Raw genomic sequence first — 13,471 nt, forward strand, 5'->3', positions numbered from 1 at the left:
TCTGCGCCTCTGCGTGAGATAAAAAACTTCTAACTAATAAAAATATGTACTGGAATAAAGGTCATCAACTACACAATGGTAAATACATCATTGAAGACGAATTAGGACAAGGCGCTTTCGGCATTACCTATAAAGCTATACACAGCCGAATTAACCTGCCAGTTGTCATTAAAACTCCCAATATGCGCCTCAAAAAGGATAGAGAATATCCCCGCTATGTAAATAAATTTATCCAAGAAGCTGAATTATTAGGACAACTTTGCCAAGTACCTCATCCAAATATTGTGCGGGTAATTGATTATTTTGAAGAAGGCGACAGCAACACACCCTGCTTAGTAATGGAGTTCATTGCTGGGAAAAATTTAATTGATTTAATTGAAGGTGAAGTAATAACACCACTACCAGAAACAGAAGCTATAAAATACATTTGCCAAATTGGCGACGCACTAACATCTATGCATCAAAATTCAATAGTGCATCGTGATATTCATCCCGGTAACATTATGTTGCGAAGCGGTAACCAACCTATTTTAATAGACTTTGGTTTAGCTGGAGATATTGCTCCTGCAACTTCATTTTCTAGAAGTTTTGGTAATAAAAATTTTGCTCCTTATGAGCAGATGATGGGCAGCAAAGATATAACAGTAGATGTTTACGGTTTAGCCGCAACGCTTTATTATGTAGTGACAGGTGAATATCCTGCAAATTCTTGGGATCGCAAATATCATCAAGCTAATTTAATTGAACCAAAGCAACACAATTCAAGTATTAGCCAGCAATTAAATCTGGCGATTATTCAGGGAATGAGTTTAGAAGCAAATGAACGTCCAAAATCTATCCAAGCATGGTTAAGTTTATTATTAGTTGACCAAAACACATCTGATGATTTGAGTTCAGAAGTAGGGATAGATTACATAAAACTACGCGACTACCTAGCAGTAGGAAACTGGGAACAAGCTGATTATGAAACTTATTTAGTGATTATTCAAGCTGTAGGTCGCCAAGAAGGTGATTGGATTAGAGACGAAGAATTGTTGAACTTTCCTTGCAAAGACCTTCGCACAATTGACCGTTTGTGGGTCAAATATAGCAATGGGCGCTTTGGCTTCAGTGTTCAAAAAGAAATTTACCTTAGCGTTGGTGGTAAGCTTGATGGTAAGTATTATAGAGAAGCTTGGGAAAAGTTTGGCGATCGCGTTGGTTGGAGAAGGAATAGTAACTGGATTCATCACACAAAAGTTACTTTTGATCCCTCAGCAACACCTGGATACCTTCCTATAGCTTTATTTTATTATCGTTATTACGTTATGGATGGTATGGTATTTGTATTTAGGTGTGATGTTCTCTTCTCTCGCATCGAGACTTGTAAAGTATAACATTTAAGGCTTTCTGAAATTTGTAAATATTAATTACAGCCTAATTTTTCACGAATTAATCAACATTTCAGAGATCCGATACCTGGCACTGAGGGCATATAGCAATTCGCCTGAATAAATTTTTCTGCTACTTCATGTACTTCCGTAAGTTCAGAAACTTTCTGCTTGTCCCAAGGTAAACTCATTTGCCCAGGCGAAGATTTTTTCTGCTTTCCTTTAATCATCATTCCTGCCAGCAACCGGCTACCCCAATAATTCCGTTTCTCTGGTTTTGCCTGTGGTGCTTAAAACCATGATAATTAAACTAGGAACTAACTTCAGTATTATTTGTGGAAACTGATAACGCGATTAACAATAACAATCAAATACTACCATTACCCCCAGACGTTGACAGAGAAGAGTTAGAAGGCGTTGTGCAGGTGTTAGCAAACGTAACTAAGCTCCCTGTTGAAGAGATTAAGCCACATTTGGATGCATTGCTTGAGCAGTTGATGAAATCAAAACAGGAGCAACCATTTTACAAAACTGCCACGGCTATTGAGTGGATAACAGCTTTTCGGGAATGGGCAGAGAGCCATAGGCGAGATACGCCTTTACTATCAGAGTATGCTTTAAGTCGAGCAGGAATATACGATGATGAGGAGTCCGAAGATATTTAAGTGACTTATCTTGTCGATACCAACTTATTGCTACTAAGCGTACAGCCACACCACCCAATGTATGCAGATACACTGAATGCAATTTCAACTTTACGAGTCGCAGAGTCAGAGCTTTTTATTACTTCGCAAAACCTCATAGAGTTTTGGCGAAGTGCAACACGACCTGCCCAAAGGAACGGCTTAGGCTTAACCATAGCTGAAGCTAGGACGGAACTGGAGCGTTTAGAAAGTTTCTTCTTGGTACTGCCAGATGTACCTGAGATTTATCCAGAGTGGAAGCGATTAATTTTACAGTATGGGGTAGTGGGGGTAAATGTCCACGATGCTAGGCTTGTAGCCTCAATGTTAGTCAACAGACTAACCCATATCTTAACTTTCAACGTTAGGGACTTTAACCGCTATGCTTCTGAAGTCACACCTGTGAACCCAAATAGTTTTACACCACCCCATCCGTGAGAACTTCTCAACAGATTTGTGACTCTTGAATTCTGACACTTTTACCACTTTGCCACTTGTTGCCGCACTTCTTCCATATCTAAATAATCACTAATAAAAGCCTTCCGTAAAAGTAGATGAGGAATAAATTCATCATATTTTTGAATTTCCGGCGCTTCTGAATTACTAACTAAATCTTCTGCACTAATCCTTTGCTCGCATAACGAAGCAATTTCACCAGCAAGATATTCAAATTTACCTTTACCTAATTTAATTGTCAGATAATAAGGATTAATGCCACCAATACTTTTAATTTCCAAAGATTCCCGACACCAAGAATTAAGCAATCTTTCTAAAGTGCGATAACCAACAGTACCCATCCAAGGAAAAATGCAACATTTACCTTTCTCTAATTCCAAAATATTTTGCTTCTCTAATCCTACCCGCCGCACCAATTGGCGAACCGTCTGTAATCTTTGCAAAGCATTCTTTTGCAAATAGCTATACTCTACATCTTCAAATAAAACTTGCCGCATTCGTTGTAAAACTCTTGTATGAATAGTCCCACCACCACCACGCCAATAAACACTAGCTTTACCCTCAGCTGGTTTCACAAGAATAGCTCTTTTTTTGAAGTCAACTTCTACAACTTCCCAAGTTCTCCCAGCTAAACCAAATTGATTACCAACAGGAACCGGTGCGGCAATACTGCCAATTTCCGTCGTACCGTGTTTGACAATATATTCTTTTTGTTCGGCAAACACAGCATAAAACTGAAATCTTTTCACCACCTTTTCTCCTGCCAAACCCAGGATTAATTTACCTTGTTCGCTATGTTGAATATGACCGATATCAATTAAATAACGTAGCAATAGCCGAAAATCTTCTTGGGAAATAGCAGCAAAAGGCGGCAAACTAAAAATTTGTTTAGCTAAAGCATTAGGCGAAATTTCCCCGGTTGCTGTTAAAATACTCATGGTTTGGTGATAAAGCAAACTCAACGGATATTTAATCGGTTGAATTGGCTCAATCCACTTTTCCTCTGTATAAAGTTGAATAATAGCGATACATTGTAAAAGTTGCCAGGGCATTTGCTCAGGTAGAGAAGCTTCTGATAATGGCTGTTCTTCAGTGCAAATAAAGCGCATATCAGCAGTTTCCCCTCTTCTACCACTGCGTCCCAAACGCTGTAAAAAACTAGCAACAGACAAGGGCGAATCTAACTGAATCACTCGCTCTAAATGACCGATATCTATACCTAATTCCAGAGTTAGAGTTGCAGCAGTCACAGCAGGATTGTTGGGTTCGCGCATGGCATTTTCAGCCGCTTGCCGCAAACTAGCAGATATACTTCCGTGATGCACGTGATAGATATCTGGTAATTTTTGTTCTGTGGCAATTTTTCGCAAAGATGCAATAATAGATTCGGTGCGGGTGCGATTATTTGCAAATATTAGGCATTTACGAGATTTGCTAAGGTTAAAAATATATTGTTCGTAAGCTGTAGCCTCTGATTCATCAACTTCATCATTAATATAAAAATGTTCTACAGCTAGTTTTATTTGGCGTTTTACGCTATTTATTTTAGGAGTAATTACTGGCTTATCGGTTCCAGAACGCAACCAATCTTCAGCTAGGGAATAATCGCCGAGAGTTGCAGATAAACCAATGCGGCGGGGTTGTTTTTGTGTGGCTTTTGCTAAACGTTGTAATTGGCAAATAATTTGACAACCGCGTTCCGATCCCATAAAGGCGTGAATTTCATCAATAATCACAAACCTTAAATCACCAAATAAGCGAAGTAAGTCGTTGTTTTTATTAATTAATAAACTTTCTAAAGATTCTGGTGTAATTTGTAAGATGCCTTGGGGATTTTTTAAAAGTTTGTTTTTTCGATTTTGAGAAACATCACCGTGCCAGTGCCAAACTGGAATATCTGCTTCTTTGAGTAAGTCGTTGAGACGCTCAAATTGGTCGTTAATTAATGCTTTGATGGGACTAATATATAACGCACCTATGGTAGAAGCAGGGTAGGTGTGTAATAAAGTCAAAACCGGGAGAAAGGCTGCTTCTGTTTTACCGGCGGCGGTTGCAGCAGCAACTAGTAAGTGAGCATCGGTGTCAAATATGACTTGACAAGCGGCAATTTGGACTGGTCGTAATTCTGTCCATTGGTGATGGTAAATGTATTCTTGGATGAAGGGTGCGAGTCGGTTGAAGGCGTTGTTCATGTTTTTTATATCACGCAGAGGCGCAGAGGCGCAGAGAGGAGAACGCTAAGAAGGCTATTGGTTGATATTTTCATCCTATGGACTCAAGGCATATTCGGCATTTGTCGGTCAAACTGAAGTTATAGCGGTAAGTATATAATGAGGCAAAACTGATGAATCAGCATAAGGAACGTTTGCGTGTCATCCTTTCTATAGCAATTATTTTCGTTGGAGTGACGCATTTTCTGATTCCAGAACCTTATGTCAAAATTATGCCACCGCAACTTCCTTATCCTTTGGAATTAGTTTATCTGAGTGGTTTTTATGAAATTTTAGGTGGTATTGGGTTATTAGTCCCGCCTGTAAGTCAAGCTGCTGCTTGGGGGCTTATTGCTCTTTTTATTGCGGTTTTCCCTGCCAATATCAATATGGCGGTTAATCATATTAAGTTGGAATATATACCAAATTCACCTTGGGTACACGTATTCAGACTTCCTTTTCAAGCAGTTTTAATTGCTTGGGCTTGGTGGTATACGAAACCTTCTGATTTGGAAAAACAAGTTTCTATTATTCCCAAATCACTGATTCCCAAAGAATTAGAATTGAAATAAAGGTGTTTTTTTACCAACTTCACTTACTATTATTGATATCCGGCTATGCGCGTTGCAAGTTTATTTGGCATAACACTTTCGTTAGCAATTGGTATTGCGGAAGTTACTGTTCCAGTGACTCAAGCAGTGCAACTTGGAGATGGTACAGTGTATTTTGTCCAACCACCGAAGCTGGTTGAGGCGGTAACTATTTACAAAGATGTAAATTTTCCGGGCGGGACTTACTACTTTACTATCAGTGTGCCGGAAAATGCTGGAGAATCTTTACAGAAGGTAACGATCGCTCAACGTGAAGGAGGAGAGAATATCCAGTACGATCTTGATGATACCCGTGCATTTGTTGGAACGCGCGATCGCAAAGGGACACCATTAACGCTAGGTTCAGTCACCAAAGAACGCAAAACACGCACAATTACTGTCAACTTTGACCCACCTGTAACTCCAGGACAAACAATCACAATTGGCCTCCGTCCCTATAGTAATCCCAGTTTTTCTGGTGTTTATTTACTAGGTGTCACAGCATTTCCAGTGGGTGAAAAATCCCACGGTCAATTTCTTGGCTTTGGGCGGTTTCAGTTCCAAGGTAGTGGAAGAGACCTCTGGTTTCCTTAAGAAAGGTAGTAGGCAATAGGGTTAAAAGTCTGTTTTGTCAGGGTCTACAATCAGTCGAGGCAATTGCTACATTACCTTATTCAATTAAATATGAAAAGATTATTAATCGCTGGAGCCAGTGGTTTTTTAGGATGGCATCTTTGCCAGTTTGCAAAACAAGAATGGGAAATTTATGGTACTTATTTATCTCATCCTGTAGAAATTCCTGGCATTAAAATATTAAAAGTTAATTTAACAGACTTTCAAGAATTACAGCAGATATTTAATACTATCAAACCAGCAGCGGTGATTCATACAGCTGCTCATTCACAACCGAACTTTTGTCAAACTCACCCTGAAGAATCACACGCAGTTAATGTCACAGCATCATGCAATATTGCTGGACTTTGTGCTGATAATTCTATTCCTTGCGCTTTTACTTCAACGGATTTGGTTTTTGATGGTTTAAATGCTCCTTATTGTGAAAATGATTCTGTCTGTCCTGTAAACATTTACGGCGAACAAAAAGCCATCGCTGAAGCAGGGATGCTAGAGCGATATCCCATGACCGCAGTGTGCCGAATGCCTTTAATGTTTGGTGCAGAAACACCCACAGCAAAAAGCTTTATTCAGCCATTTATTCAAACTTTAAAAGACGGTAAAGGACTAAATTTATTTATTGATGAATTTCGGACGCCAGTGAGTGGAAAAACTGCGGCCAAAGGACTTTTATTAGCTTTAGAAAAAGTCAATGGTATTATTCATTTGGGTGGAAAAGAGCGACTGTCACGCTACGATTTTGGCGTGCTATTAGCAGAAGTATTTGAGCTATCAGCTAGTGGAATAAAAGCCTGTCGGCAACAAGATGTGAAAATGGCAGCACCTAGACCAGCAGATGTTTCTTTAGATAGTTCTAAAGCATTTGCGTTAGGGTATCAGCCTTTATCTATTAAAGAAGAATTAAGAATGCTATAGTTACTTGCACTTAAAGAATGACGCTTAGCGAAACTTATATGACTAATTACCCGAACATGATATTACCGTAAGAATTCAGCACCCAGGAGTCAGAAGTCAGAATGTAGAAGTATTCCAGTACAATTGGTACTTTGATTTATCAAAGTACACCTAGTTTTTTTAACTATTCTGAATTCTGTTAGCGCAGCGGGGCGAAGCCCATTCTGACTCCTGAATTCTTACATATTACCATCGCCTTGGGTTAACCTTTAAAACGTTCTTGTGCTGCTTTAAAAGCTTCTTGCATCACCGACTGAATTCTCTGGGGATCTGGTTTTTTACCTCCCATTAAATCGCCAAAGTAAACGCAGGCTGCTTCCCCTAATGCCCAGGTGTAGGCAGCTGCCCAAGATGCGGCGATCGCACTACCAAAAAGTGGTATAAATTTAACTAATTCCCGTCCGATTGCTTGTGCGAGGAAACCACCGGCGATGGCACTCACAACGCCCCCGGCTTGAGATGGCGTAAGTGTTTGCCCATATAATTTTCCTAACAGACCTACCATCGAAACTTGTAGTGCTGTTAGCACCGGCATTGTGGTAAATGGCAATGGCACAGCAGCTAGGGTTGCAGACATAATCGCAAAAGGCAGAATGTAACGGCGTGCTGTGTCGCGGTAAAGGTTGCCAATTTGGTTACCAGCTTCTTCCCGATTCAATAGCTGATAAATTGCTTGGGCTTCTGCTTGCGGGAGTAGTTCTGAGAGCGTATCTCTTAGGGCTTCCAACCCATAAAATACGGGGTTGTAACCATCTTCTTCTAAAGTAAAGTCAATGAGTACGCAGCGATCGTACAGTCCAGTAAAAGTTTCTTGTACAAGAGTAAATGCACGGTTGACTTCCTGAAAGTCTGGCGGATAAGCAGGATGATCGACAGTATCGGCCGGATAAACTTCGTGTAAGCACGTAACTGCTAACAAACATGGAATATCTGGATATTGCTGACGCAGCTTTTGAGCAATTTGTCGTAGAGTATCGGTTGCAAAATCATTGATTTTGACAGTCAAAACTAAGATTCTGGCGGAACGAGTCTCCTGTTGTAAATCGCCAACTAGTTCTTGAATGATTCCTTCAGTATCCTGGCGAACATCACCCAATCCTACAGTATCAGTAAAAATCAGTAGCGGCAGGTCATTGGAAGGATAGGCGTAGCGCTGGGTGTGCTGGGTATGGGGGCGAAATCCTTGACCGACAATTTCGGCAGAAACTCCCGTCAGTCCGCGGACAATTGAGCTTTTTCCGGCTTGGGGTTTCCCAATTAACAGCGCTTCTGTAGTTGGTAGTTCCGCTCGAACTTTCTCTAAAATCTCTGCAACTTCAGCCTCACTGACACTAAACCATCCAATAACCGTTTGTGCCGCTTGTTCTACGGGTAAGAATTGCGTCAAACTTGTTGTTGCTTTGTTCCAGACACCAGCAACGCGATTTTTCCAGGAATTACCGACCGATTTGTTGGTTGCACTATCGGTGAGTTCACTGAATTGCTGAGAGTCAGAATCGTGTTGCTCAGTCATTCCCATGAGAACGGTAGATAGAATTTAAATCCTGTTTATATTTATCCTAACGTTAAACTGGGTTCAGCTTCGGTTAATTTACTGATGAGCAGAAGGTTCGCAGCCCGTTTTGTTGTTTAAATGCGTAGTGGCGGTGTGGCACAGCTAAAATGAAGATGAATCCTACTATATAAGTAGGTGGACACAATTATTTTAGAAGACGCATTTCGGCTTCTCCCCTTGGGAGAAGGGTAGGGTACGCTCAATGCTCGATCGCTCAGAAGACGAGGGTTGAGTTTCGACTCCGCGGAAGTTGAGCGTAGTCGAAACCCGGTAACCTCCTTTTTCGTTTAATTTAGTGTTTCTATTTAGCTCGACTTTATCCATTTTTTTCGCAACGCGAACGCTATCGCTAAAACCTTTGGAGCACGGAAGTTTTACTTTTTTCAGTTCATCGAGAATCTATGACGCGTAAAAAGTATTTCCCAAAAAGCCAGGGTTTTTGCTGAATAAAGAAAACAAATTTTTAATTTTGGATAAAGTCGAGAGTTCTATAAATTAATGTAGAACTTTGTTTTTCTCGATGAAACTGACTTGAGTTTTTGGATAGTATGTTTGTTTTAAAATTGGCATTTCTTGCCAACATGTTCGGCAAAAAAAATAAATTTCATGACGCCGGATATGGCGCAAAAGCTGATTAGAACAGCAAGGACAATTATTCATTGTTGTTTAAATTTATCAAAAGGTTTTAAAAAAAATATGTTAGATAATTAATAAATTACTCATCTAACTATTTAAATAATTATGGTTTTGTTAAATAATATCTTCTGTAAAAACACTTAAAATCAACAGAGGATTTTCCCCAAGCCGAAATTTCAAGTAGATTTACTTAAGTAAATCTTACGTAAGTAAAATTTCTTATCAAATATATACTACTGAGATAAAAGAGAAATTGAAGCTATCAGTTATCGACAGTATTTCAGAAGGTTACTTAGCAACAGCTTGGTTCATCAAACCAACGATCGCTTCGACTAATTCATCTGGATCGATTGGTTTCGGAATATGTAGTTGAAATCCGGCTTCTAGTGCTTGCTGCTGATTGATTTCCCCAGCATAAGCGGTGAGAGCGATCGCTGGTACGTGTCCTCCTTCTTGAGGCGATCGCTTTCTCACTTCACGCATCAGCATATAACCATCTGTCTTTGGCATTCCAATATCACTGATCAAAACATCCGGTATCGATTCAGACAGTGCTTGTAATGCTTCTTGTGCTGATGAAACTGCGGTTACTCCTACACCGTAATCTTGCAGAATAAAGGTTACTAAATCGCGAATGTCAGGTTCATCATCTACAATCAAAATTTGAGTGTCACTCGGAAATGGGGTATCAGGGTCAGAAATAAAAGACTCATCTTCCTCATACCCAAGCTGTTCATTTGTGACTAAAAGCGGTAACTTGGTGGTGAAAGTTGGATTAAATTCTTCTCCAAGACTTTCTGCTTGAACCTTTTCACTGTAAATTAAATTAACATTTAACATCTGACGTACCGTTTATAACTAAACAATACCGACTCGAACAGTAGGCATCCGCTAGTGTGATGAGTATCGATTTTTCAGATAAAAAATACAATCTATCAAAAGGTACAGAAAGAATCAAAAATTGTGAAATATTGCTGACTTCTTGATTATAATTTCTGCTTATATCCTTTGTTTTGCCGGGGTAACTGAGAAATTTCAGCCAAAAGACATATAGCAATTTTATTTAATTTGTGGAATGGGCAAGCCTGGTATTGAGTCAAGCTAATTCATAATTTATAATTAATAATTCATAATTGCAATCAGTTGTTGGTTGAACTCTCCACTACATTGTTGCACCACGCTCATTTTTAATGAACGTGGGGGATTGTACCCGTTTTTAATTATGAATTATGAATTAATAATTATTTGGTTACCTAATAAACGTCCTAAATCGCATGAAACCCGCACCAAAGAGCAATCCTACAACCTGGCCCCAGTAAATAACACCAGATTGATTTACACCAACGGGCGGAATATTTAAACTACCTATACCATAAAATAGCTGTTGAACAAACCACCATAATATATATAAAAAAGCTGGGAGTTCAAGGGGTATATACAAAATTATTAACGGCAGAACTGAGTAGATTTTGGCTTGAGAAAACTTGATGATATAGGCTCCTAAAATAGCTGCGATCGCCCCATTTGCACCAATCAATGGAACTCTCAAACTCGGTTCGGCTAAAATTTGTGCCACTCCCGTCACAACGCCAGCCGCTAAGTAAAATCCTAGATAGCGCCTATGTCCGAGAATATTTTCTACAGTCTTACCAAAAACCCATAAAAATAGCAGATTTCCCAATATTTGACTAAAACTTCCATGCAAAAATATACTAAAAATTAGCGACAATACACGCCAAACTACAACTATCCAAGCAGCAAAATTCAAATAAATAGCATTGGCGATCGCTCCACTAAGCTGGACAGGAACCAATCCCCAACTATTCACAAAATAGCCCAATTCATCGCTAAATTCTAGTTTCAGTTCCCATAAAAACACGGCAATATTTATACTAATTAGCCAATAATTAATTATCGGCTTATTCCAACAACGAACATTATCACTAATAGGAATCATGGATTTGTCATTTGTTATTGGTCATTAGTCATTGGGCATTGGGCATTGGGCATGGAGAATGGGAAAGGGGTAAGGGGGAAAGGCTAAATTTATCGCTTTTCCCTTTACCCTTTAACCTTTTCCCCTACCTGCCCTGCCCCCCACTCCCCCTTAACCTGTGGCAAAATCAAAATCAGATCGCACTTATACTGGGCAAACGAGATGTTGGGAAACACACTTGTTGGAAGATACCAAATTATTAGTAACTTGGGAGGTGGGGGTTTTGGTGAAACTTTTGTTGCTTATGATACTCAATTACCTGGTTCGCCTCAATGTGTGGTCAAGAAACTCAAGCCCCAAGCCAACGATCCAGTAACTTTGGAAACGGCGAGGCGTTTATTTGATACAGAAGCTCAAGTTCTGTACAAATTAGGGACTCACGATCGCATTCCCCAACTTTTAGCTTATTTTGAAGAAAATGCCGAGTTTTATCTCGTACAGGAATTAATTGAAGGTCATGACTTGAGTGAAGAATTAATTCCAGCGAAAACCTGGAGTCAAGACCAAGTGATTTCACTTTTACAAGAAATTTTGACAATCTTAGAATTTGTCCATCAACAGAATGTAATTCACCGCGATGTGAATCCCCGAAATATTCTTAGACGGGATACTGATGGCAAGTTAATCTTAATTGATTTTGGTGCAGTTAAACAAATTGCTACCCAAATTATTACTCCCCAAGCTTCAACGCAATGTACCGTTGCCATCGGGACGCCTGGATATATTCCTGGCGAACAAGCTCATGGTACGCCAAAATTAAGCAGTGATATCTATGCGACAGGGATAATTGCTATTCAAGCACTGACTGGATTATCTTCTGAAGAAATAGTCAAAGATCCCGATACTAATGAAATTGTCTGGCAGGATAAAACCACGGTAACGGCAGAATTTGCTCAATTTTTAGATAGAATGGTGCGCTATGATTTTCGACAACGCTACCCTTCGGCAACGGTGGCATTAAAAGCGCTGCAAGAGTTAACGCAACCCCCGGCTGAAACAATAGCCTTGGCTCCTATTTCGCCACCAAATAAGATAAAAAAACCGCAACCGAAAAAAGGTTTATTGGGTAAGTTGCTATTAGCAATATTTTTGTTTGGCGTGACTGGAATAGCATCCATATTGATTTTGAATCACGTTAATTCTAAGAATGCCATAGAATTATCTAAACAAGGAAATACACTTTTTGATTTACAACGTTATCAAGAAGCATTAGCAGTATATGAAAAAGCAGTTAATATTAGACCAGATTACGCTCAAGCATGGAATGGTCAAGGCAAAACGCTTTCGCAATTGAAAAAATATAAAGATGCTTTAGCGGCGTATGACAAAGCAATTCAACTCAAGCCAGATTATTTAGAAGCTTGGGTAGGAAGAGGTTTGGCATTTGACAATTTACAACGATATCAAGATGCGATCGCTTCTTTTAACAAAGCCTTAGAATTAAATAATCAAAATCCCCAAGTCTGGAATGCCAAAGGAGACGCTTTAGGTAATTTAAGACAATACGACCTGGCAATTGAATCTTATACAAAAGCGATTGAATTTAAATCTGATGATTTTGAAGCTTGGTACAAAAAAGGATTAGCTTTACAAAATCTCAAACGATATAGTGAAGCGATCGCCGCTTATGAAAAGGTTGTTGAATTAAAACCAGATTACGTCTCAGCTTGGTACAATTGGGGGAATGCTTTAGTCAATTTACAACGCTACAAAGATGCGTTTACAGCTTATGATAAAGCAGTACAATACAAGCCAAATTTTTATCAAGCTTGGTTGTCTAGAGGTAATGTACTTATGAATTTACAGCGTTACCCCGAAGCAATTGAATCTTTTAACCAAGTAATTAAATATAACCCCAGCAACTATCAAGCATGGTATAATATAGGCTGGTCAATGCATCAAACCCAACGTTATGACGCTGCAATAGAATCTTATAATAAAGCGGCGAATTTTAAGAAAAACGATTATCAACTTTGGTATAACTTGGGGAATTCACAATATATTTTGCAAAAATACGAAGACGCCATCGCATCTTATGATAAAGCAGTTCGTTATAAACCAGATAGTTACGAAAGCTGGTATAGTAAAGGCAATGCTCTATTAAATTTGCAACGCTATCAAGATGCGATCGCTTCTTACAATCGAGCGATCAAATATAAGCCTGATTACCACCAAGCAATAAACGCCCGCGACCAAGCCCAAATTCAATTGCAAAGCCAAAAATCAAAGCCTGTAATTGTACCAATTCTCCCAACTCCTAATTCCACCAATCCACCGCAGACGACACCCTAATAACAATTAAAAATTAAAAACTTGTACTGAGCGCAGTCGAAGTATTCAAAATTAAAAATTAATTGTAGGGGCACAACATGTTGTGCCCCTAACCGC

The 13,471-nt window shown here is 39.3% G+C and carries 11 protein-coding genes; 7 read left to right on the forward strand and 4 right to left on the reverse strand.

What is annotated here, in order from left to right; translation table 11 throughout:
• Positions 1-44: 44 nt before the first annotated feature.
• The 3 genes from NSTC745_RS17570 (at position 45) to NSTC745_RS17580 (ending at position 2,491) form a co-directional block, all read left to right on the forward strand.
• Entirely contained in the window at positions 45-1,376 is a 1,332-nt protein-coding gene (locus NSTC745_RS17570; RefSeq protein ID WP_445638285.1) for a GUN4 domain-containing protein, read from the forward strand.
• Between the two features lie 329 nt (positions 1,377-1,705).
• Positions 1,706-2,035 (forward strand): hypothetical protein, encoded by a 330-nt coding sequence (locus NSTC745_RS17575; protein WP_445638286.1) that lies wholly within the window; start codon positions 1,706-1,708, stop codon positions 2,033-2,035.
• Complete coding sequence (locus NSTC745_RS17580) at positions 2,036-2,491, forward strand: type II toxin-antitoxin system VapC family toxin (protein ID WP_445638287.1); 456 nt, start codon at positions 2,036-2,038, stop codon at positions 2,489-2,491.
• 41 nt (positions 2,492-2,532) lie between these two features.
• Here NSTC745_RS17580 and NSTC745_RS17585 read toward each other — a convergent pair whose 3' ends face one another.
• Positions 2,533-4,701: a DEAD/DEAH box helicase gene (locus NSTC745_RS17585; protein WP_445638288.1), complete on the reverse strand. Its 2,169-nt coding sequence runs from the start codon at positions 4,699-4,701 to the stop codon at positions 2,533-2,535.
• A 152-nt stretch (positions 4,702-4,853) separates the two neighbouring features.
• On the opposite strand from NSTC745_RS17585, the gene NSTC745_RS17590 reads away from it, so the two are divergent.
• The 3 genes from NSTC745_RS17590 to NSTC745_RS17600 all read left to right on the forward strand — a co-directional run bounded on the left by NSTC745_RS17590 (position 4,854) and on the right by NSTC745_RS17600 (position 6,857).
• A complete protein-coding gene (locus tag NSTC745_RS17590; RefSeq protein WP_445638289.1) occupies positions 4,854-5,291 on the forward strand; it encodes a DoxX family protein in 438 nt (145 codons plus the stop codon).
• 45 nt (positions 5,292-5,336) lie between these two features.
• Entirely contained in the window at positions 5,337-5,903 is a 567-nt protein-coding gene (locus NSTC745_RS17595) for a DUF2808 domain-containing protein (protein ID WP_445638290.1), read from the forward strand.
• A gap of 90 nt (positions 5,904-5,993) precedes the next feature.
• Entirely contained in the window at positions 5,994-6,857 is an 864-nt protein-coding gene (locus NSTC745_RS17600; protein ID WP_445638291.1) for an SDR family oxidoreductase, read from the forward strand.
• Between the two features lie 241 nt (positions 6,858-7,098).
• Here the strand turns inward: NSTC745_RS17600 and NSTC745_RS17605 are convergent, their stop codons facing one another.
• The 3 genes from NSTC745_RS17605 to NSTC745_RS17615 all read right to left on the reverse strand — a co-directional run bounded on the left by NSTC745_RS17605 (position 7,099) and on the right by NSTC745_RS17615 (position 11,044).
• Entirely contained in the window at positions 7,099-8,409 is a 1,311-nt protein-coding gene (locus NSTC745_RS17605; RefSeq protein ID WP_445638292.1) for a GTPase family protein, read from the reverse strand.
• A gap of 966 nt (positions 8,410-9,375) precedes the next feature.
• Positions 9,376-9,927, reverse strand: coding sequence for a response regulator (locus NSTC745_RS17610; RefSeq protein ID WP_445638293.1), 552 nt, complete (start codon positions 9,925-9,927; stop codon positions 9,376-9,378).
• A 409-nt stretch (positions 9,928-10,336) separates the two neighbouring features.
• On the reverse strand, positions 10,337-11,044 hold the full coding sequence (locus tag NSTC745_RS17615) for a rhomboid family intramembrane serine protease (RefSeq protein WP_445638294.1): 708 nt from the start codon (positions 11,042-11,044) through the stop codon (positions 10,337-10,339).
• Between the two features lie 201 nt (positions 11,045-11,245).
• On the opposite strand from NSTC745_RS17615, the gene NSTC745_RS17620 reads away from it, so the two are divergent.
• Positions 11,246-13,375 (forward strand): tetratricopeptide repeat protein, encoded by a 2,130-nt coding sequence (locus NSTC745_RS17620; protein WP_445638295.1) that lies wholly within the window; start codon positions 11,246-11,248, stop codon positions 13,373-13,375.
• Positions 13,376-13,471: the final 96 nt, after the last annotated feature.

Source organism: Nostoc sp. DSM 114161 (genome assembly GCF_052692665.1).